The sequence below is a fragment of the Ruegeria sp. THAF33 genome (assembly GCF_009363615.1).
GTDB lineage: Bacteria > Pseudomonadota > Alphaproteobacteria > Rhodobacterales > Rhodobacteraceae > Ruegeria.
Genome location: NZ_CP045384.1, coordinates 1,803,181 through 1,823,499 on the forward strand (window position 1 = coordinate 1,803,181; position 20,319 = coordinate 1,823,499).

19 protein-coding genes are annotated in these 20,319 nt (G+C 58.7%); 9 read left to right on the forward strand and 10 right to left on the reverse strand.

Translation table 11 applies throughout. The features are described 5' to 3' along the window. Positions 1–10: 10 nt before the first annotated feature. The 3 genes from FIU92_RS09055 to FIU92_RS09065 are packed head-to-tail and all read right to left on the reverse strand — an operon-like array spanning position 11 to position 3,495. Positions 11–283 (reverse strand): hypothetical protein, encoded by a 273-nt coding sequence (locus FIU92_RS09055; RefSeq protein WP_152458258.1) that lies wholly within the window; start codon positions 281–283, stop codon positions 11–13. Further along, a complete protein-coding gene (locus FIU92_RS09060) occupies positions 267–3,062 on the reverse strand; it encodes a glutamine-synthetase adenylyltransferase (RefSeq protein WP_152458259.1) in 2,796 nt (931 codons plus the stop codon). The genes FIU92_RS09055 and FIU92_RS09060 overlap by 17 nt, the downstream gene beginning before the upstream one ends. A 49-nt stretch (positions 3,063–3,111) precedes the next feature. Next, positions 3,112–3,495: a nuclear transport factor 2 family protein gene (locus tag FIU92_RS09065; RefSeq protein ID WP_254705280.1), complete on the reverse strand. Its 384-nt coding sequence runs from the start codon at positions 3,493–3,495 to the stop codon at positions 3,112–3,114. A 148-nt stretch (positions 3,496–3,643) separates the two neighbouring features. Here FIU92_RS09065 and FIU92_RS09070 point away from each other — a divergent pair, with 148 nt between their 5' ends. The 4 genes from FIU92_RS09070 (at position 3,644) to FIU92_RS09085 (ending at position 5,861) form a co-directional block, all read left to right on the forward strand. Then, on the forward strand, positions 3,644–4,066 hold the full coding sequence (locus FIU92_RS09070; RefSeq protein WP_152458261.1) for a DUF2852 domain-containing protein: 423 nt from the start codon (positions 3,644–3,646) through the stop codon (positions 4,064–4,066). Between the two features lie 66 nt (positions 4,067–4,132). Further along, positions 4,133–4,564, forward strand: a complete 432-nt coding sequence (locus tag FIU92_RS09075; RefSeq protein WP_152458262.1) for an RDD family protein — start codon at positions 4,133–4,135, stop codon at positions 4,562–4,564. 75 nt (positions 4,565–4,639) lie between these two features. Further along, on the forward strand, positions 4,640–5,464 hold the full coding sequence (locus tag FIU92_RS09080; protein ID WP_152458263.1) for an arginyltransferase: 825 nt from the start codon (positions 4,640–4,642) through the stop codon (positions 5,462–5,464). Between the two features lie 7 nt (positions 5,465–5,471). Further along, on the forward strand, positions 5,472–5,861 hold the full coding sequence (locus FIU92_RS09085; RefSeq protein ID WP_152458264.1) for a VOC family protein: 390 nt from the start codon (positions 5,472–5,474) through the stop codon (positions 5,859–5,861). A gap of 132 nt (positions 5,862–5,993) precedes the next feature. On the opposite strand, the gene FIU92_RS09090 is transcribed toward FIU92_RS09085, so the two are convergent. From FIU92_RS09090 to FIU92_RS09100, 3 genes are all read right to left on the reverse strand, one after another. Next, positions 5,994–8,348, reverse strand: coding sequence for a TRAP transporter large permease subunit (locus FIU92_RS09090; RefSeq protein ID WP_152458265.1), 2,355 nt, complete (start codon positions 8,346–8,348; stop codon positions 5,994–5,996). A gap of 17 nt (positions 8,349–8,365) precedes the next feature. Next, positions 8,366–9,292 (reverse strand): TRAP transporter small permease subunit, encoded by a 927-nt coding sequence (locus FIU92_RS09095; protein ID WP_152458266.1) that lies wholly within the window; start codon positions 9,290–9,292, stop codon positions 8,366–8,368. A 120-nt stretch (positions 9,293–9,412) separates the two neighbouring features. Further along, a complete protein-coding gene (locus FIU92_RS09100) occupies positions 9,413–10,495 on the reverse strand; it encodes a TRAP transporter substrate-binding protein (RefSeq protein ID WP_117868673.1) in 1,083 nt (360 codons plus the stop codon). Between the two features lie 245 nt (positions 10,496–10,740). Between FIU92_RS09100 and FIU92_RS09105 the strand changes: the two genes are divergently transcribed. Together FIU92_RS09105 and FIU92_RS09110 are read left to right on the forward strand one after the other, a co-directional pair. Continuing rightward, positions 10,741–12,174, forward strand: a complete 1,434-nt coding sequence (locus tag FIU92_RS09105) for a cache domain-containing protein (RefSeq protein WP_152458267.1) — start codon at positions 10,741–10,743, stop codon at positions 12,172–12,174. Beyond that, entirely contained in the window at positions 12,171–12,818 is a 648-nt protein-coding gene (locus tag FIU92_RS09110; protein WP_152458268.1) for a response regulator transcription factor, read from the forward strand. The genes FIU92_RS09105 and FIU92_RS09110 overlap by 4 nt, the downstream gene beginning before the upstream one ends. Before the next feature lie 95 nt (positions 12,819–12,913). On the opposite strand, the gene FIU92_RS09115 is transcribed toward FIU92_RS09110, so the two are convergent. Together FIU92_RS09115 and FIU92_RS09120 are read right to left on the reverse strand one after the other, a co-directional pair. Beyond that, positions 12,914–13,285, reverse strand: coding sequence for a VOC family protein (locus FIU92_RS09115; protein ID WP_152458269.1), 372 nt, complete (start codon positions 13,283–13,285; stop codon positions 12,914–12,916). A 47-nt stretch (positions 13,286–13,332) separates the two neighbouring features. Further along, a complete protein-coding gene (locus FIU92_RS09120; protein WP_152458270.1) occupies positions 13,333–14,178 on the reverse strand; it encodes a 2OG-Fe(II) oxygenase in 846 nt (281 codons plus the stop codon). Positions 14,179–14,600: 422 nt separating this feature from the next. Here FIU92_RS09120 and FIU92_RS09125 point away from each other — a divergent pair, with 422 nt between their 5' ends. From FIU92_RS09125 to FIU92_RS09135, 3 genes are all read left to right on the forward strand, one after another. After that, positions 14,601–16,352, forward strand: a complete 1,752-nt coding sequence (locus tag FIU92_RS09125) for an acetolactate synthase 3 large subunit (protein ID WP_152458271.1) — start codon at positions 14,601–14,603, stop codon at positions 16,350–16,352. Positions 16,353–16,421: 69 nt separating this feature from the next. Next, positions 16,422–16,982 carry an acetolactate synthase small subunit gene (gene ilvN / locus FIU92_RS09130; protein WP_117868667.1) on the forward strand — a complete coding sequence of 187 codons (561 nt, stop codon included), beginning with the start codon at positions 16,422–16,424 and terminating at the stop codon, positions 16,980–16,982. Between the two features lie 313 nt (positions 16,983–17,295). Further along, on the forward strand, positions 17,296–18,015 hold the full coding sequence (locus FIU92_RS09135) for a helix-turn-helix domain-containing protein (RefSeq protein WP_152458272.1): 720 nt from the start codon (positions 17,296–17,298) through the stop codon (positions 18,013–18,015). A 9-nt stretch (positions 18,016–18,024) separates the two neighbouring features. Here FIU92_RS09135 and FIU92_RS09140 read toward each other — a convergent pair whose 3' ends face one another. Both FIU92_RS09140 and FIU92_RS09145 read right to left on the reverse strand, forming a co-directional pair. Continuing rightward, positions 18,025–18,810 carry a DUF2189 domain-containing protein gene (locus tag FIU92_RS09140; RefSeq protein ID WP_152458273.1) on the reverse strand — a complete coding sequence of 262 codons (786 nt, stop codon included), beginning with the start codon at positions 18,808–18,810 and terminating at the stop codon, positions 18,025–18,027. Between the two features lie 26 nt (positions 18,811–18,836). Then, complete coding sequence (locus FIU92_RS09145; RefSeq protein WP_152459872.1) at positions 18,837–20,237, reverse strand: amidase; 1,401 nt, start codon at positions 20,235–20,237, stop codon at positions 18,837–18,839. Positions 20,238–20,319 lie beyond the last annotated feature (82 nt).

Here is a 20,319-nt window from a genome sequence, read left to right on the forward strand (position 1 = left end):
TGGGAAAGCCCTAGCGGTTACGGGATCGCCAACCGCCGCGGCGTTTTGGGGCCTTTGCCGTCTGAAGGCCTTCGGTCAGAACCTGTGTCATCGGATGATCGGGGTTCTGCTCGGCATAGCCCGCGTGCAGCTCGGCCAGCGCCGTGTTCTGGTCGCGATCCGCAGGAAGGCTCAGCGCCCAGTCCAAAAAGATGCTGCGACACTCTGGCAGGGTGATGCCGTCTATTCGATAGGCTTCGCGGATCAGACCTTTGTGGTCGTTGGGATCACTGCTGCGCGCCATCTTCTTCCCCCTTGATCACGCCGCCGATCAGATCGGCCGCGGTCGTGTAACATTCCTGCAATGCCGCCTGCAACGCCTCGACCTGTTCGAACCCGGTGGCGCGGCACAAAAATGCAGTACCGCCTTCGCCGATCTTGTCGGCTTCGATTGTCTTGCCCGACAGCAACCGCGCGGCGCATTGCACCGACCAGAATAGGTCATAGCAGTCTTTCAGAGATTGCGCCTGCGCGACATCCAGCAACCCGGCTGCGACGGCACCATCCAGACCCGACGCGACATCGCGCTGCGCGGACCCTGCCAGCAAAGCACCGGTTTCGGCCATCAATTCGATATCCATCAGCCGGCCGGGGCCGTTCTTGGCGTCCCAGATGCCGGCGGGCACCTTGGCCGCGGCCAGGCGTGACCGCATCTCGGCCACTTCGCGCAGAACCTTCCCCTGCTCTCGCGGGTGCGACAGAAACTCGGTGCGGAAGGCTTCGATTTCCTCGGCCAGTCCGGCGTCCCCGGCAACAACATGCGCGCGGGTCAGAGCCAGATGCTCCCACACCCAGGCTTCGTTCCGCTGGTAATTGACAAAGCTGGCCCAACTGGTCGCAACCGGCCCCTGATTGCCCGAGGGACGCAATCGCATATCGACCTCATACAAGCGTCCCTGCGACATCGGCGCGGACAATGCCGTGATCAGGGCCTGCGTGAACCGCGCATAATACGTGCGTGTGGCCAGAGGGCGCGGACCGTCAGACATGTCCTGATCCAGAGGATCGTAGATGACGATCATGTCCAGATCGGATTGCGAGTTGATCCGGCCTGCCCCCAGCGACCCCATCCCAAGCACGGCAGCGCCGCGCCCTGGTGCAGGGCCGTGTTTGCGGGCGAAATTTTCGGTGACATGCGGCAGGATCGCCGCGATAACCGACTGCGCAAGCTCGGCATATTGCCGACCTGCCTTTTTTCCGTCAATCAGGCCGCGAAGGTGATGCACGCCGACCCGGAAGTGCCATTCCTTGCACCAGCGCCGGGCAAGATCAAGCTGGGTTTCATAATCCGTTTCTTCCGACAAAGCCTGCGTCAATTCCGCTTGCAACGCCTTTTGCCCGGGCCAATCCGCAAAGAAACTGCCCCCGATCACCGCATCAAACACCGACGCGTTGCGGGACAGGTGCGAAGCCAGAGCATGCGAGGTTCCGACGATATCGATCAGCAAGTCGATCAGTTGCGGATTCGCCTCGAACAGCGAAAACAGCTGCACCCCGGCGGGCAGGCCCGCCAGGAACCCGTCCAAAGCCAACAAGGCTTCGTCGGGCTTGGCGGTTTTGGCCAGACGTGACAGCAACTCGGGGCGCAGACGTTCGAAAATCCGCGCGCCGCGCTGGGACCTGAGGGCCGGATATGTCGTCCATCGAGCCAGAACGTTTTTGTCGAACTCCACATCCTGTACATGGGCGGGCGCCGCACCAGGTCCGGGGGCAAAGAACCCTTCGGTCAGCTCATGCACTTCGGTCAGACGGTTTTTCAGGTCCTGCGTCAACTCGGCACTGCTGATCCCCATCAGGCAGGCGACGCGTTCGATCCCGTCGGGTGAGTTCGGCACCTTGTGGGTCTGCGCATCATGAATCATCTGGATGCGATGTTCGACTTCGCGGTGCGCGCGGTAATGATCGGTCAGCTTGTCCGCCACATCCTGTGGCACCCAGCCTTTTGCCGCCAGCGCCGCCAGCCCGGGAACCGTGCCTCGCACCCGCAGGTCAGCGTCCCGCCCACCCGCGATCAATTGGCGGGTTTGCGTGAAGAACTCGATCTCGCGGATACCGCCCTGCCCCAGTTTCATGTCGTGACCGGGGATCGACAAAGACCCGCCTGTCCCTTTGTTTTCCCGGATGCGCAGGCGCATGTCATGGGCGTCCTGAATGGCGGCAAAGTCCAGATGGCGGCGCCAGACAAAGGGGCGCAAGCCGTCAAGGAAACGCTGCCCCGCATCCAGATCCCCGGCGCAGGGCCGCGCCTTGATGTAAGCCGCACGCTCCCACGTGCGACCGAGGCTTTCGTAATACCGCTCGGCGGCCTCCATCGCCATGCAAACCGGTGTCACGGCCGGGTCGGGGCGCAGCCTCAGATCCGTTCGGAACACATAGCCATCCGCCGTCTTCTCGCTCAACGTCGCACAGAAGTTGCGCGTGGCCCGAACCATGCCCTGCCGGGCCTCGTAAAAGTCATCGGGGTCAAAGCGTGTCTCATCAAACAGGACGATCAGATCGATATCCGAGCTGTAGTTCAGCTCATGCGCGCCCATCTTGCCCATCGCCAATATGACCAGGCCGGCTGCGGTTTCGACATCATCCTCGGTCATGCCCGGCAGCTTCTTGCGCCGGATCAGTGTCGCGATCTCGGCCTTGGCGGCAACATCCGCGGCCAGCGAACCGAAATCGGTCAGGGCCGCCGTGACCTTCTCCAATGGCCATGCACCTGCAATATCGGCCAACGCCGTAAGCAGAGCCATTCGCCGCTTGGCCTGCCGCAATCCGGGTTTCAACTGATCCGGCGGCAGATCACGCGCAGCAGCCATGACGTCGGCCAATGCCTGATCCGGGTGCATCAGGGCCTCGGGCAGCCAGCCCTTCTCTTGTTCGATCAGGCTTTTCAGATAGGGGCTGGAGCCGGCGGTGCCCGCCACCAATTCCGCCATCTCGGCCGACAAATCAGGCATCAGGGCCCGCGCTTCGGCCCCCAGGGATGGATCGAAAGCGCGCGGAAGTCGTGAAATGGCTAAAACGTCTGTCATGGGCGCAAACTGCGCATCGCGGCGCGCGATCGTCAATGGGGCATTCTGATCAGGTGTTCTGAACCGGCGTGTCCTGACTGAAACTGTTGACCCAAACGTCGTTTCTGCGTTCCCACAACGACGAAATCAGCATCGCCTCGCGCGTTGTCGCACCCGGGCGCAGGTAATCGGCCTTGTAGGACAGCAAGACGATATCCGGCGTCAGAACACGCAGTCTTTCGCCGCTCAGTTCGAACTCGGCCATCGGCGGTGCGTCTGCAAATTGGCCGACATGATCGTCACGATTGGCAAATCCCGTCGGATAGACTCCAAGAAAATCCGCGCTCAGCAAGGCCCGGTCCGCGCTTGCGTTGCCCTCGACCAGCGCCATCCAGACCTGCTTTTCCAAATTCAGAATCTCACTCAGCGCAGGTGCCGTTTTTTGTTCTGTCATATCCATTTCCGCAACCTGCGGCTGATGGCGCTCACCGTCAACCGAATTGCTGAATGTAAATCTTTTTTACATTGACCCCTTGCAACCCTCGTCCACGACCCCATCTAAGCAATGTGAAAAGAGTTTACATCAACCCTGGAGAGCTCAAATGACCGCATTGTCCGACCCCGCCGTCCCCGCGAATCCGGGATGGCTTTATCGAATCGAGGCCTGGCTGGATGACAAAGGCAAAGGGGCCTGGATCGCCGCCATGGTCCTTGGTTTCATCTTTTTCTGGCCGGTTGGCCTGGCCCTTCTGGCTTACATGATCTGGAGCAAACGCATGTTCAACAAATCCTGCAGCCGCCGCAAATCCTGGCACAGCCACATGAGCGCAATGAAACCATCCGGCAACAGCGCATTTGACGCTTACAAGGCAGATACACTGGCCCGCCTTGAACGCGAACAGCAGGACTTTGAGGCGTTCCTGCGCCGCCTGCGCGATGCCAAGGACAAGGCCGAATTCGACGAGTTCATGGATGAACGCGCCCGCGAGAACCATGAAGACGACGGAAATGCCAAGCCTGCCTGATTGACCTTGCCCTGTCCCGGCATTCCGGGACAGGGTACCCTGACCCATTTTTTTCGGACCTGACGAATGAACCACCTGCCTGACCCGGATACCCAACCAGAATTCTACAACTCGGTGACAAGCAAACGCTTTGTCGCTTGGTTGTTTGATATCGCCTTCATCTCGCTGCTCTGCACGGTGGCGATCCTGTTGAGCGCAGGCCTCGGTCTGTTTTTTCTGGCAGTGATCTATGCCGTGATCAGCTTTGTCTATCGCGTAGTAACCATCACCAATGGCTCGGCCACACTGGGCATGCGGTTCATGGGAATCGAATTGCGCGACGCATTCGGAGAACGAATGGATATGGGCAAGGCCATCGCCCACACTGCCGGCTATTTCGTCAGCATGGCGTTTGCGGTTATCCAGATCATTTCGGTGATCATGATGTTGACCAACGCCCGCGGCCAGGGTCTGACCGACAGTTTTCTGGGCACGGTCATGATCAATCGACGGGCCTGACACGCGGTTGCGCGAAACACTTGGCGACCTCGGGAACGGTTGCTATCATCCCTCCCGAGGCTATCTGGGAACTTAATGCGACACACGCTGCCAATTGCGCCACAATTCTATGTCACGGCCCCGCAACCCTGCCCCTATCTCGATGGCAGGATGGAGCGTAAGCTGTTCACCGCGCTCCAGGGCGAAGGTGCGGAACAGTTGAACAATTCCCTGTCGCAGCAGGGGTTTCGTCGGTCGCAGAATGTACTCTACCGCCCTTCCTGCACAGATTGCGCGGCCTGCCTGTCCGCCCGGATCGACGTCTCGGCGTTCCGCCCCACAAAAAGCCAGAAACGCGCGGTGAAACGCAACGGATATCTGCAACGCCGCGCCACATCGCCCTGGGCCACGGACGAGCAGTATGAGCTGTTCCGCCGCTATCTTGACACCCGGCACGCCGATGGCGGCATGGCCGACATGGACGTGTTCGAATTTGCGGCAATGATCGAGGAAACCCCGATTCGAAGCCGCGTGGTGGAATATGCAGATCCTGAGACCGGCGACCTGATCGCCGTCAGCCTGACCGATGTGCTCGATGATGGGCTGAGCATGGTCTACTCTTTCTACGATCCGAACCAGCCTCAGAATTCTCTGGGCACCTACATGATCCTGGACCATATCGAGATCGCGCGCGAAGCTGGCCTGCCCTATATCTACCTGGGCTATTGGGTCCCCGGCAGCCCCAAGATGGGCTACAAGGCAAAATTCTCCGGGCTTGAGGCCTATGTTCAGGGCGAATGGCAAAAGATCACAGATCCGGATACCTTCTGCTCTTCCTCACGGCACCCCCTGTCCACCGCTCCGATTGCCGAGCAAGTGGCAAATATCCAGCTTCCCGACCGCCACCCCACCAAGGGCTGACCATCCCATGAAACAGAACCTGTACGCCGTCACCCTAGTGGTGCCGGATGACGATGACGCACTTGCGTTTTACACGGAAAGACTTGGCTTCCAGCTCTTGAAGGACATCGATCTCGGGGGTGGAAAACGCTGGGTCCTGATCACACCGCCGGGTTCAGACGGCGGCGCCCTTCTTCTGGCCAAAGCCGACGGGCCCGAACAACGCGCCGCCATCGGCAACCAGACCGGCGGCCGCGTGGGCTTTTTCCTTCAAACCGGTGATTTCCAACGCGACTACACTCAGATGCGTGCCAACGGGATCCATTTCGAAGAAACTCCCCGCTTTGAATCCTATGGCACAGTCGCCGTCTGGCGCGACCCTTATGGCAACCGCTGGGATCTGATCCAATTCACCTGATCCGCTTCTTCATCTGGCCGAAAGTATCCCGGGGATGAATTGGCCGCAGGGCAAGAAGGGGCTGGCCCCTTCCCTGCAACAAACAAGAAAAAGGGGACCTTCGGGCCCCCTTTTGCATTTTGATGATCCGGATCAGTTCGGGATCAGGTCCGGTACGATCGTGACAATCGCCGGGAAGAACCACAGAATTGCGATCCCTACCACCTGGATCAAAACAAATGGAATGATCCCGCGATAGATATGGCCCGTCGTCACTTCCTTCGGCGCAACCCCTCGCAAGTAGAACAACGCGAACCCGAACGGTGGTGTTAGGAAGGATGTTTGCAGGTTCACCGCCACCATGATCGTCACCCATTTCGGGTCGAACGACCCGCCATAGATCACCGGCCCCACGATCGGGATCACGATGTAGATGATCTCGAGGAAATCCAGCACGAAGCCCAGAATGAACAACACCAGCATCACGATCAGAAAGACCGTGAACTCGTTGTCAAAACTCTTCAGGAATTGCTGGATATAGTGCTCCCCTCCGAACGAGATCACCACCAGGTTCAGCAATTGGGATCCGATCAGGATGGTAAACACCATCGAGGTCACCTTGGCCGTCTCGCGCACCACCGGGGTCAGAACTCCGCTTGAATACAGCACCCAGCACCCGAACAGCAGCCCGAACAAGGCATACAGATAGGCTGCATACGCGATGATGAAGGCGATCCAGGTCTCCAACGTCACATTGCCCTGATTGACCCGCAGGTCAAAGTTGACCCCCATCAGCAAGGCGATGATCACGGCAAAGGTCGACCAGATGATCACCTTGCCCGATCGCCCCTGATCCTGAAGCTTGCGATAGGCCGCCAGCATGATCGCGCCACCCGCCCCCAGCGCAGCCGCCGGCGTCGGGTTGGTCACACCACCCAGGATCGACCCCAGAACCGCGATGATCAGAACCAGTGGCGGGAAAACCACGCGGATCAGGTCATTGGTCGCACATCGCGCTGCGGCTTCCTTGCAACCATACATGGCCAGCGCAAATGGCAACGCGAGCAACAGGAAAGTCGCCCCTGAAGATGTTGTGGGCGAGATCAGCAAGATATCGACCAACACCATAAGCAGCAGACCAATCGCACCAACGATAAGCGGCTGCGGCGCACGAGAGGGGGCGATGCCACGACCCAGAACCAGAGTAAGGCCCAACAGCACGACCGTGATCGCGACACCCGTGCCAATTGGTGCGGCTGATGCAATCATTTCCTGTTGTGCGGCGGCCAGTTCTTCTTCGGTCAGGCGCTGAGACTCAGCTGCACCGCCAGCGGCGTCGATGGCTTCTTGCTCGGCGACGGCCTGATCCCAGGCGGCCTGACCATGCAAATCGATCATCGATACCTTGCATTCTTCCGACACGTTGGTACGCAACGATGCGCCCTGTCCGATGTCCGAGAAAGCCGAGACCGAAATGTTCTGGCTGCCGATCAGGCCGACATTGCCCAGCAACACGGTGCCGACAATCAACGCAACCGGAGCGCCCAGCAGCCAAGTCAGACCTTCGGACCGGGTGATCGGCTCACCCGACCCGCCTGACAGCGCCACGGCAGGTGCCTTATGGGGATTCAGCAATGCATAACCAAAGGCATACAACGCATAAAGCAGAGCCAGAAGGATCCCCGGCAAAAGAGCCGCCTGGAACAAGGTTCCGACCGAGACAACCGCGGGTTCCCCCAAATAAGTCAGCGCATCGGTACATCCCGCCTCAACTGCCCGCGTCTCCTGCGCTGTCGAGTACAAATCGCCCGCCAATGTGCCAAGCAGAACGATCACGATCGAGGGAGGAATAATCTGCCCCAGCGTACCCGAGGCCGCGATCACACCCGTTGCGAGTTCCGGCGAGTAATTGTTCCGCAACATGGTTGGCAGCGCCAGCAGGCCCATGGTCACCACGGTCGCGCCAACGATGCCGGTAGAGGCCGCAAGAAATGCCCCCACAACCACGATGGACACGGCCAGACCACCCGGCAGCGGTCCAAAGACGCGCGCCATCGTCGTCAGCAGGTCGTTCGCGATTTTCGAGCGTTCCAGCGTGATCCCCATCAGAACGAACATCAGCACGGCCAACAGGGTCTCAATGGATTGCCCTGCCAGTACGCGCTCGTTCATGCGGTTCACGATGAACGACACGTTGCGGTCCAGCGCGGTTTCCCAGCCAGAGACAAAGACCGGCTCGGCTATCCTTGGCAAATCCGGGTATCGGAATACCGATATGACATCAGGTTTTACCCCGGAATTTACAATATCCCGATAGGCTTGTGAGCCTGTGTCGATTGCCTGGTGGATCAACAGCCCGGCACTGTCCAGTGCCGCGATGATCCCAAAGGAAATCACTCCGGCGCCGCCGATGGCAAAGGCCACCGGGAAGCCGGAAAGGATGCCTCCGAAGAGGCAGAAGAATACGATAATGAGGCCTATCTCGACGCCATCAAGTCCGAACAACATAGTCTGGGTCTCCGTCCCTAATGTGCGCCTTCATAGGCTTCTTCACCCTCACCAAGGCTGTCCTTGTCGAGGTATTTCCCGGTGCTTTCCGGCCCTTCCACGTATTCCAGATACGACCGGTACAGGAATGCGATTGCGTGCAGAAACACCATGGCTGCAAAGGCCACCAGCAAGATCTTGAACAGGAAGTAGGCGTTGAATCCGTTGGGGCTGAACCCAATGGTTTCCACGTTCCAGCGCAGCGCACGGGACTTGGCCACCAGTCGGTCCAGCGTGTCACTGGCCGAAGGTTTCGGCACGATCAGGTGCCGCCACATGAAGTACCAGCCATACATCCAAGTTAACACCGCCATGGGCATCATGAACAAAACCGCACCGCACATATCAACCACCCGTTTGGCACGGTGGCTGATGCCGGCATAGATGAGGTCAACGCGCACATGCCCACCCTGCACGAATGTGTAGGTACAGCACAGGCACACGACCATCGCATTATACAGCTTCAGTTCTTCCGCGAACCAACTGATATCCATCTGGAACGGGATACCCAAACCAAAAGACATATCGGGTCGTGTAAAGACCCGCTGCATGAAAACGATCACGATCTGCTGGATCACCATCAAAAGGCCCGCCCAGGCAAAGAAGCGGCCGGTGGTATTGGCGAACCCCTCAAGGCCCCGCACGATGGCCCACATGAAGTTCCGGTAGTACAGCCCGATGGCCGTCAGAACCAGAAAGAACGTGAACACCACAAAGAAGAACTCGACCGAACCGCCGTAATAGACAAAGCGCATGATCGACGCCTTGTCGGACCAGTCCAGCCAGAGTTGCGGATGCGTGATGGCGTATCCGAAATTATAGAAGGCTTCGGCAATGTTCTGAATGAACCAGACCAGTCCATTCCACAGGGCGCCGAAGAACGAGATACCGTTTTCGTCCTGCATGTTGTCCCCAGGTCGTCTCAGTTGTGCATGGGATTATTGTTGCTTGCCCAAACCCCTTAGCGCAACGGGAAAGGCTCCCCCGCGCCGCGGGGGAACCGGTTTTTCTTGGATCAGAATGGCTTAGCCGCGAACACGGTCGCGCTGAGCGGTGTAAACACCCGACGACAGGTTGTTCCAAGCAGACGATGCTGCCATCGACGTCATCGCGCTGTCGTGGATCTTCTTGAACAGCTCATCGCCCATGTTCTCGTCCAGAACTTCCTGGCTGGCCTGACCAAACGCGTCCCAGACACTGTCCGGGAATTCCAGAACCTTGACGCCGCCCGCCTGCAGGCGCTGCAGCGCTGCGCCGTTGTTGGCCAGGAACTGTGCCAGGTTCCACTGGTGCGCTTCGGCGGCAGCGATCTCGATGATCTTCTGCTGTGCCGGGGTCAGTTCATTGAACACATCGCGGTTGGTTGCCAGCGACAGACCTGCTCCCGGCTCGTGGAAGCCCGCAGTGTAGTAGGTCTTGGTGATTTCCTGGAAGCCGGCCTTTTCGTCGGCCCATGGACCGATCCACTCGGTACCGTCGATCGCGCCGGACGACAGCGCCTGATACACTTCCGACCCCGGAATGTTCTGTACGGATGCGCCAAGTTTACCCAGCGCCTTGCCGCCCAGACCCGGCATACGGAACTTCAGACCGTTGAAGTCTTCGGGGCTGTTGATCTCTTTCGAGTACCAGCCACCCGCCTGCGCACCGGTGTTACCGGCCAGGAAGGACTTCAGGCCAAAGATTTCGCCCAGCTCGTCATGCAGCTCCATACCGCCGTCATGATAGTACCAATTCACCAGTTCCTGTGCAGTCATGCCGAAAGGAACGGCTGTGAAGAACGCATAACCCGGGTGCTGGCCCACAAAGTAATAGTCAGCGGCATGATACATGTCCGCCTGACCCGACGACACCGCGTCAAATACTTCGAAGGCGCCAACCAGTTCGCCTGCCGCCTTGATTTCAACATTCAGGCTGCCATCCGACATGGCGTTGATGCTGTCGGCACAACGCTGCGCGCTGTCAAACACGCCCGCCAGACCACGACCCCACGAGGTCACCATGGTCAGGGTACGCTGGCCCTGAGCATAAGCCGGTGCCGCCAATGCGGTCGCTGCAGCAGCCGAACCGCCCAGCGCGGATTTTTTCAGAAATGAACGACGATCCATATGAGTGTTCCTCCCCTTCATAGTCACGGCCCGGCAGAACCGGACCTGTCGCATTCAGTGCGCGTCAGCCTAATGTGACCGAACTGAAAGGGAATACCTACTACTGCGTAGAGAATCGGATTCTTTGCGATTTCCGGCAAGAAATCAGACCGCAAAGCACGTCTTCCCCGACGATAATCTCTGTATTCCCCGAACAAAGCCCAATCTTTTTGCATTTTCGCCGCCGCTTGCGTATCGATTCGTCCATGCAAAGACTCCGACATCTGGTCTCGCTGACCTATGCGCAGAAATTGTCACTGGTTGCCGCAATCCCGCTCGTCGTGGCCGTGGCGGCAATTGCCGTGCTTGTGGCGTACGAGGCGCGCGCGACCGCCGAGCGTGAGATCGAAGCGCTGGAACGCAGCCTGGTCGAAGCCAAGAAGGAGGAGTTGCGCAACTACGTTACGCAGGCGCGCAACGGGTTCGCCTACATCTATGGCCGGGCCGAGCCTGATGACGAGGTCGCGAAAAACCTAGTGTCCCAAATCCTGTCGGCAATGATCTATGGCCAGGATGGGTTCTTCTTTGTCTACGATTATGACGGCAACAACCTGGTCAGCCCCCGCCAGACGCAGTTCATCAACCGAAACTGGGAAGGGCTGACGGACAGCGACGGCACTCCGATCGTTGACGAGTTCATCCGCCTCGCCCGCCAGGGGGCTGGTTGGCACAGCTTCATGTGGCAAAAGCCCTCGACTGGAGAGGAAGCACAGATGATCGCCTATGTCGTCGGGCTTCAGGACTGGCGCTGGGTCGTGGGAACAGGAGTCTTCATCGACGACATCGTTGCAACGGTCGCCAACGCCAGGGCCGAGGTCGAGGCCCGCGTTCAGCGCACCTTCATGTATATCGGCGCGATCGTTGTGGCGGCGGTGCTCATCGTCTTTGCATCCGGCATGTTGCTGAACATCCGCGAGCGCAGACTTGCGGACGCCAAGCTGAAGGAACTGACCCAGCGCGTCTTCGATGCCCAGGAAGAGGAACGAGGCCGCGTTGCCCGCGAACTGCATGACGGCATCAGCCAGATTCTGGTCGGTGTACGCTATGCGCTGGACAACGCGCGGCGCCGCCTGTCGCGCGGCGATGACGCGGGCGCACGCGATCCGCTGGACAAAGGGATTGACCATCTTGGCACCGCCATCACCGAGGTCCGCCGCATCAGTCGCGACCTGCGCCCCGGCGTACTGGACGATCTGGGCCTTGGGCCAGCGCTGAAAGCTCTGACCGACGATTTCCGGGACCGCACCGGGATCGAGACGGAATTCTCGACCGTGGTGTTCCGCAACCGCCTGGATCAAGACAGCAAGATTGCCCTGTATCGCATCGCGCAAGAGGCGCTGACCAATATCGAGCGCCATTCTGGCGCCACGCATGTTACGATAGACCTGCGCGGGCACAAGAAAGGTGCAACCATGCGGATCACTGACAATGGCCGGGGCATGCGGACCGATCCCAGCACCCCCAGCACCGGGATCGGGTTGCGCAACATGCAAGAGCGCATCGAACAGCTTGACGGGTCCCTGCGCATTCTGTCATCACGCGGGCCGCGCGGCGGCACTGTCATCGAAGTCAGCCTGCCGCTGAGCCACCTTCTGCCGCCGCAGGAAGACGCAACTCCGAACCGAAAGGCCGGCACATGAGCGCCGAAAGCATCCGAGTTCTTATCGTCGACGACCATCCAATGGTGGCCGAGGGCATCCAGTCCATCCTTGAAAGCTATGATGAGATCCAAGTTGTCGGTACGCTTGGCAGCGGACAGGCGGCAGTGGATCAGGCTGTTGACCTTGCCCCGGATGTGATCCTGATGGATCTGAACATGCCCGGCCTCGGCGGTCTCAGCGCCACGGAAATCATCCTGGAGCGATTGCCGGAAACGCGCATCCTGATCCTGTCGATGCATGACAGCCCGGAATATATCTCGACCGCGCTCAGCCACGGTGCCAAAGGTTACGTGCTCAAGGATGTGCCCACGGAAGAGATCAAGCAGGCCATTGATGCGGTGATGCGGGGTGAACAGTATCTGTGCACCGGCGCCAGCGGATCGCTCAAGCCCAAGGGCGACAACGTGCGCGAAGCGCTGACCGGACGTGAACAAACCATTCTGCTGGAACTAGCGCAGGGCAAATCCAACAAGGAAGTTGCGCAAACGCTGGATATTTCCGTGCGGACGGTCGAAACGCACCGCAAGAATATAAAGCGCAAACTCGGCATATCTTCAACCGCCGGGCTGACACGCTACGCTTTGGAACATGGCGTGCTGCAAGGGACTGGCGTCGGTTTCTGATCTGCACGCGCCCGCAGCGCGTAGCGCTGCCCGGCCCAACCAGAGGATACGCGCCACAGGCGTGTTGACGATGGGTGGGAGCGGTACCCGCCGGGTCAAAGACCTTCTCCGAAAAAAACCAATGTCCCGTCTTCGTCCAGAACGTGGAATTCACGCTGATTATAGGGCTGATTGAACGGCGGCCTGACACGGCCTTCGGGCAGATCGGCCAATCGGTCGCGCAGGCTGTCATAAAGCCCATCAATATCTTCAACATCGATATAGAAGGAGTGTTCATCACCCAATGGCTTGCCGTCATCCCGCGGCGGGCACTCCAAAAGGCGGATCGCAACAGGACCACGTTTCAAAAAGGCATAATTGTCTTGCGTGAACCCACAGGTGAACCCAAGGCGATCGCAATAGAAGTCGATCTGGTCCTTCAGGGACGAGCACAACACAAATGGTGTAAGCTGCAAAATCTTGGGCATCTGACTCTCCGGACAGGAAACAGGTGCATTGTACCGAGGTTGAACACTCAATCCAGCAATTGATCCTTTCGCAGTCCCGCGCGCTTGTAGTGATGCGGCAAAACGCGGCCATACAACTGCTGCGTCCGTTCCACACCGCCACACATGCCTTCAGCCTCGACAAAGGAAAAGATGCCGACATAACGACGGCGCTTGCCTCTGACCGGAGCGACCCGGTGCAGTGAATACCGGCCCTTGAAAATCTGTAAATCCCCCGGCCGCAGCTCCAGCCGGCGAACCCGCCCCATGTTCCCATCGAGAACCGAGGCCACCAGATCAAAGTTTTCATTTTCCGCCGTCCGCAGGTTGGGCACATACTCGAACGCGCCGCCCGTCTCTCCGTTCTGGATGGCCAGCGTCACGGTGTAGTTGTTGGTGTCGAAATGCCAGGGAAAGCCCTGCCCTTCTTCCACGACATTGATGATCACGTCCGCCAATGGATCATTGTAGCGAAAAAAGCGGTCTTCGGGTTCATTCAGGGCATCGCGGACAAAGGGAAGAAAGCCGTCGAACTCGTAAATGCGCCGCAGCGGGCCGGATTTCGAAAGATTGTCGGCCGGAACAAAGGCGTTCGAACGATCATAGAACCGGCGGATCGGATGAGCGATGCCAAGCCTTGGGTCGTCCTTCGTGAAATAGGCGTTGGTTCTGTTGAAGGACCGGTGCGCCTTGGGCGCCACCCCCTCGGCTTCTTGCACCAGAAGCTTGACCCCTGCTTCGTGCACGAAACCCGGCAGAACAGCACATCCATCCTGTTCCAACTCGCGTCTCAAATCCTCGATCAGCCGGTCATAAGCCGGTGAATCCGGACGATCGATTGGATAGCGGCCAAGATCAACCAGGTCCTGCAACATTTCAAGCCTCCGGGATTTGCCCCCTGCACGTTCAGCGTGGCGCAGAAAAAAGTAATGATCATGCCCGTTTCGGACATCGGCCTGACGCTTTCAGACCGCCTTATTCGCACACAAAACGGCCAGCTCACCCGCCGAATTCCCGGAAATTCCCGACATGCGGCACTCTGCGCAATAAAATGTCGCAAAATACCGCCGCTGAGATAGAAAATTGGTGCAATTGCCTGTTGACGCCCCTTCCCCCCGACCATAATGTCGCCTCCAAGCAAAAAGGAGCCTCTGGCGATGAGAACGCTAGTCGTAATCGTAGGAACCACGCGCATGGGCCGGTAACGGTAAACCATAATCGAACCCATGCGCCTCCGAAAAATCGGGGGCTTTTTTTTGTCGAACGCAAGACACATGTCGCGAACGGAGCAAAGCAGATGACACGTGAGATGACCGGCGCAAAGATGGTGGTTCAGGCCCTCAAGGATCAGGGCGTGGACACGGTATTCGGATACCCCGGTGGCGCCGTGCTACCGATCTATGATGAGATCTTTCTGCAAAACGACATTCGCCACATTCTGGTGCGTCACGAACAGGGCGCGATCCACGCGGCCGAAGGCTATGCCCGATCGACGGGAAAACCGGGCGTCGCGCTTGTCACGTCAGGCCCCGGTGCCACCAATGCTGTCACCGGTCTGACCGATGCGTTGCTGGATTCGATCCCGATCGTCGTTCTGACCGGGCAAGTCCCGACCTTCATGATCGGATCGGATGCGTTTCAGGAGGCCGACACCGTAGGCATCACCCGCCCCTGCACCAAGCATAACTGGCTGGTGAAGGACACGGACTCGCTGGCTGAAACCCTGCACGAGGCATTCCATGTCGCCACCTCGGGCCGCCCCGGCCCGGTGCTGATCGACATCCCGAAGGATGTGCAGTTCGCGTCGGGCGAATATGCCAGCCCGAAACCTTCGACCTCGCATTACCAACCCGCGATGAAAGGAGATCTGGAAGAGATCACCGAGCTGGTTGCCGCGATGGAAACCGCAAAGAAACCGATCTTTTATACCGGCGGTGGTGTTATCAATTCCGGCCCCGCGGCCAGCCAGTTGCTGCGTGAACTGGTGGATGCAACGGGCTTTCCGATCACCTCAACCCTGATGGGACTTGGCGCCTATCCTGCCTCGGGCGAAAATTGGTTGGGAATGCTCGGCATGCACGGCCTTTATGAGGCCAATATGGCGATGCATGATTGCGATCTGATGATCAATATCGGTGCGCGGTTCGATGACCGGATCACCGGGCGGATCGATGCGTTTTCGCCGAACTCGAAAAAAGCGCATATCGACATCGACCCGTCCTCGATCAACAAGGTCATCCGGGTGGACATCCCGATCGTCGGCGATGTGGCGCATGTGCTCGAGGATATTCTGAAGATCTGGAAGTCGCGCGGCCGCAAGACGGACGCCGCGAATGTCAAACAATGGCAGAACCAGATCGCCGAGTGGCGCAAGATCAACTGCCTGGCCTTCACCAACAGCGAAAAGTCGATCAAACCGCAATACGCGCTGCAACGCCTTGAAGAACTGACAAAAAAGCATGATCGCTACATCACCACCGAGGTGGGTCAGCACCAGATGTGGGCGGCGCAGTACCTTGGGTTCGAAGACCCCAACCGCTGGATGACATCGGGTGGTCTGGGCACGATGGGTTATGGGTTCCCCGCCTCGATCGGCGTGCAGATGGCGCATCCGGATGCTCTGGTGATCAATGTCGCCGGCGAGGCCAGCTGGTTGATGAACATGCAGGAAATGGGCACCGCCGTTCAGTACCGCCTGCCGGTGAAACAGTTCATCCTGAACAACGAACGTTTGGGCATGGTCCGCCAGTGGCAGGAGCTGCTGCATGGCGAGCGCTATTCACATTCCTGGTCCGAGGCCCTGCCCGATTTCGTGAAACTGGCTGAGGCCTTTGGCGCCAAAGGTATCCTGTGTTCCGACCCTGCCGATCTGGATGACGCGATCATGGAGATGATCAATTACGACGGTCCGGTGATCTTTGACTGTCTGGTCGAAAAGCACGAGAACTGCTTCCCCATGATCCCGTCGGGCAAGGCCCATAACGAGATGCTGCTGGGTGAGGCCGAGACGCAGGGCGTGATCGACTCCAAAGGTTCGGTTCTGGTTTAACGAAATTCGACGGATTTGGTTGAGCGCCGCGCTGTACCCAACCTGTCAAGGATGATGAAAGGGACGTAAATGTCTGCCCTACATATCAAAAAAGGCTCTACCCGCCATTCGGCCTATAACCTACGGCCCACCTTCTCGGACGTTCAGGAACGCCATACCATCGCGGTTCTGGTCGAAAACGAGCCCGGAGTGCTGGCCCGTGTCATCGGCCTTTTCTCGGGTCGTGGTTACAACATCGAAAGCCTGACGGTGGCCGAGGTTGATCATACCGGCCACCTGAGCCGCATCACCATCGTCACCACCGGCACGCCGCAGGTCATCGAACAGATCAAGGCGCAGCTTGGCAGGATTGTTTCGGTGCGTGACGTGCATGATCTGACCGTCGAGGGCGCCTCGGTCGAGCGTGAACTGGCGATCATCAAGGTCGTCGGCGAAGGCGACAAGCGGGTCGAAGCCCTTCGGCTGGCCGATATCTTCCGCGCCAATGTGGTCGACAGCACGCTCAATTCCTTCATCTTCGAAATCACCGGTGCGCCCGACAAGATCGACGCATTTGCCGACCTGATGCGCCCGCTGGGCCTGATGGAAATCGCGCGTACCGGCGTAGCGGCCCTGCTGCGCGGCGATTGATCGACCTGTCCCGCCTTGGCGCTTGTCTTGCAGCCAAGGCGGGAACACTTTTTAGGGTTGCTGGTCCTTTCAAATTCAACTCTTGCGATCTGAATGCGCTATAATTGCCATATGGTCGGCTTTTCCCAATAAAGATCAGGCATTTTCAGATAAAGCCTATTGCCTTTACACATGAGGGCGTTAGCCTCGAAGCTGCAACGCGACGTGGGGATACGTTGCTTGGGGTCATTCTGTACGATTTTAAAAATGCACAGGGCTTCGGCTTCAGTGCGACGATGGTTTCTTCCGGAAACTAAGCAAGACGTGGGCACCCATGACTGACGATATTCGTAGTCCGGCTGAGATTCGCGCAATGTTTGGTGCGAACCTTCGGCAATTGGCGAAGCGATATCGCTCGATCTCGGCGCTGTGCCGACAACTTGGCGTAAACCGTACCCAGTTCAACAGATATCTTTCCGGTGAAAGCGTACCCAGACCGGATGTGCTGGACCGTATATGCAGGTTTTTCGATGTCGATGCCCGCATTCTTCTGAAACCGCTGGACGAGATTGAGAAGATCGAAGAACACCCTGCAACTCCGGCCCTGACAGAGTTTCTGGGCTCGGGTGCGGATGCGATCGAGAAATCCCCGTTTTCCCCCGGGTTCTACGCGGTGATCGAAAGCCTGTCGGCTGAACACCGGATGACCCTGCTGCACGCCCGACCCTTGGCCCAATGTACGTTGATCCGTGGCTACGTGTCGCGAGCAGCAATGCCCGAGGCACCCCCGAAGGCGCGGGAAATACAGGGGATAGCAGCCTCAAGCGGTGACACTGTCTATATGCTGACCTCCCAACGGGAAGGTCAGAACAGCCGGGTCTATCTGATCTCTCCGGACCCCACGGGAACGGCAGTTCATTGGCGTGGGTCGGTCATCAGCCCGACAAATGCGACAACGCCCGAACCCGTTGTGCTAAAATACCTTGGGCACGACTCGACGGCCATTTTTGCTGCTGCGCGATTGTCGACGAACAACGTGGCTCAGAACCTGTAACCTACCGCCTCAGGTTGGTGTTTTCCCTTCATCATTCTGCGTGATCTGCCGGTACAGATGCCAACTGGCATGTCCCAGCAACGGCAGGACCACCAGCAACCCCAGAAACCAGGGCACCATCGCCAGAAATGTCAGCACCGCGATGAAGGCACCCCAGGCCAGCATCACCGTAAAGTTCTCTGACACGTAGGTAAAGCTGGTGATCATGGCCGTTACGAAGTCCAGCTCGCGGTCCAGCAGCAGAGGGATCGACAGAACGGTGATCATGTACAGAACGGTTGCAAAAACCGCCCCGACGGCCGTGCCGACGGCCAGCATTGTCAGGCCATTCAATGTCAGAAACACCTCAAGCGAGGTCGACACGTTGGTCATCGTCGCCAACCCCATGAACAGGGCAAAAATCATGTGACCCAGAAAAAACCAGAAAAGAAACACGACAACTATGATCGCGCAGATCGAGGGCAATTGTCGGCGGCTTTGCTGCATCACGACCCCGAAGATCGCGCCAAAGTCGAGCGGCTCGCCTTGTTCCAGCCTGTGCGACACCTCGTACAGACCAACAGCGGCAAACGGGCCGATCAGCGGAAACCCGATGGCCGCCAGCACCAGCCAAAAGGTTGTTCCGGTCTGAATTGTCACCCATGCCATCGCCCACCCGGACAGTACGTAAAACCCCGCAAAAATTAGGCCGAACAGCGGTGCGCGGCGAAAGTCGGCCCAGGCGCTCTGCAATGCAGTCCGCAGCATGGCAGTATCGACCGGTCGCATATCCGGAACACCAAAGGGTTTGTCCATGTTGTCTTCCTCCTCCCTGACCGGCGTTATTGCATCGCCGGCCTCTTGTTCGGCCAATTGGTTTCGGCGTGGTAAGCCGCACCGACTGACAATAGTTTCCGATCCGATCCTCTGGGCCCGAACAATTGAAACCCCATTGGCAGCCCCTGCGTGCCAAACCCCGCGGGCGCAGCAAGGCATGGCAGGCCGATCAGGCCGACCGGTATCGTGACATGCATCCATCGGTGATAGGTATCCATGGTCCGGCCCGCGATCTCTGTCGGGTAAGGCAAATCAACCGAAAACGGCCAGATCTGAGCGGACGGCAGAACCAACGCGTCAAACTGTTCGAACAGGTTCGCCGCGCAACGGAACCATTCCGAGCGGATGACACTAGCGTGGTGCACCTCCATTGCACTCATTGCCAGACCCCGATCCAGTTCCCATTGTGCTGAATCTTTCAAATCTTCCTTTTGCGACGCCAGGGGTTCCAGCCCGGCGGCCACGCTGAACGACCGCAAGGTGATCCAGCTGGTCCAGAGTTTTTCGGCATCGAAAGGCGGGGCGACGTCCTCAACCCGCGCGCCACGTGTTTCGAACACGTCCATCGCGTCTTTGCAGATGTCAAGAATACCGGGCTCGGTCGGAAAAGCGCCGCCCCAGTCGCCAAGCCACCCGATCCGCAGCCTTTGCAGATCTGCGGCGGTCACCGGCGACACCGGCGCACTTTCAACGGCCAGCGGCAAGCGCGGGTCCGGACCCGAGATGACATCAAGCAGAACACCCAGATCTTCGGGGCAGCGCGCCATGGGGCCCAGTGTCGACAACTGGTGCAAAAAGCTGTCCCCGACGGGATCGGAAGGCACCCTGCCCCAGCTTGGCCGAAAGCCATAAACGTTGTTCCAGGCGGCAGGGTTGCGCAAGCTGCCCATCATGTCCGAGCCATCGGCCAGCGCAACCATGCCCGTCGCCAAGGCAACCGCCGCCCCGCCGGATGAGCCACCGCAGGTACGGTCGGCATCATAAGGGTTGCGCGTTGCCCCATAGACCGGATTGAACGTGTGCGATCCCAGCCCAAATTCCGGCGTATTGGTCTTTCCGATCAGGATGGCACCGGCTTGCCGCATCCGCGCGGCGATCAGATCGTCACTGGCTGGCACGTGGTCTTGAAAAACGGGTGATCCTTGCGACGAGACGACACCCGCCACGTTCACAAGATCCTTGACTGCGATTGGAAGACCGTGCAGCGGGCCGGTGATCGGGCCGTCGTCACAGGCCTTCGCCTCGGCCATCAAACCATCTGAATCCCTTAATGCGACGATGGCATTCACCTCACCATTGACCTTGGCGATGCGATCCAGCGTGGCCTGCATCACGTCCGAGGCTGAAACCTGCCGGTTGGCCAACTGTTTCAAAAGGTCTGTAGCCGATATCCGGGTCAGGTCCATGACGCGCCAATCCATTGTCGTTTCCGGCAGCCTAGCGGGCAGCTCGGATCATTTAAACCCACTGTTTAAATGTATCTTTTCA

Bases quoted from the DNA above. Each gene is read 5' to 3' on its own strand.
- FIU92_RS09085 (WP_152458264.1), top strand. From the start codon at position 5,472: ATGAAACAGAACCTGTACGCCGTCACCCTAGTGGTGCCGGATGACGAT.
- FIU92_RS09090 (WP_152458265.1), bottom strand. From the start codon at position 8,348: ATGTTGTTCGGACTTGATGGCGTCGAGATAGGCCTCATTATCGTATTC.
- FIU92_RS09100 (WP_117868673.1), bottom strand. From the start codon at position 10,495: ATGGATCGTCGTTCATTTCTGAAAAAATCCGCGCTGGGCGGTTCGGCT.
- FIU92_RS09055 (WP_152458258.1), bottom strand. From the start codon at position 283: ATGGCGCGCAGCAGTGATCCCAACGACCACAAAGGTCTGATCCGCGAA.
- FIU92_RS09140 (WP_152458273.1), bottom strand. From the start codon at position 18,810: ATGGACAAACCCTTTGGTGTTCCGGATATGCGACCGGTCGATACTGCC.
- FIU92_RS09075 (WP_152458262.1), top strand. From the start codon at position 4,133: ATGAACCACCTGCCTGACCCGGATACCCAACCAGAATTCTACAACTCG.
- FIU92_RS09120 (WP_152458270.1), bottom strand. From the start codon at position 14,178: ATGTTGCAGGACCTGGTTGATCTTGGCCGCTATCCAATCGATCGTCCG.
- FIU92_RS09145 (WP_152459872.1), bottom strand. From the start codon at position 20,237: ATGGACCTGACCCGGATATCGGCTACAGACCTTTTGAAACAGTTGGCC.
- FIU92_RS09095 (WP_152458266.1), bottom strand. From the start codon at position 9,292: ATGCAGGACGAAAACGGTATCTCGTTCTTCGGCGCCCTGTGGAATGGA.
- FIU92_RS09115 (WP_152458269.1), bottom strand. From the start codon at position 13,285: ATGCCCAAGATTTTGCAGCTTACACCATTTGTGTTGTGCTCGTCCCTG.
- ilvN (WP_117868667.1), top strand. From the start codon at position 16,422: ATGTCTGCCCTACATATCAAAAAAGGCTCTACCCGCCATTCGGCCTAT.
- FIU92_RS09065 (WP_254705280.1), bottom strand. From the start codon at position 3,495: ATGACAGAACAAAAAACGGCACCTGCGCTGAGTGAGATTCTGAATTTG.
- FIU92_RS09105 (WP_152458267.1), top strand. From the start codon at position 10,741: ATGCAAAGACTCCGACATCTGGTCTCGCTGACCTATGCGCAGAAATTG.
- FIU92_RS09060 (WP_152458259.1), bottom strand. From the start codon at position 3,062: ATGACAGACGTTTTAGCCATTTCACGACTTCCGCGCGCTTTCGATCCA.
- FIU92_RS09080 (WP_152458263.1), top strand. From the start codon at position 4,640: ATGCGACACACGCTGCCAATTGCGCCACAATTCTATGTCACGGCCCCG.
- FIU92_RS09110 (WP_152458268.1), top strand. From the start codon at position 12,171: ATGAGCGCCGAAAGCATCCGAGTTCTTATCGTCGACGACCATCCAATG.
- FIU92_RS09135 (WP_152458272.1), top strand. From the start codon at position 17,296: ATGACTGACGATATTCGTAGTCCGGCTGAGATTCGCGCAATGTTTGGT.
- FIU92_RS09125 (WP_152458271.1), top strand. From the start codon at position 14,601: ATGACACGTGAGATGACCGGCGCAAAGATGGTGGTTCAGGCCCTCAAG.
- FIU92_RS09070 (WP_152458261.1), top strand. From the start codon at position 3,644: ATGACCGCATTGTCCGACCCCGCCGTCCCCGCGAATCCGGGATGGCTT.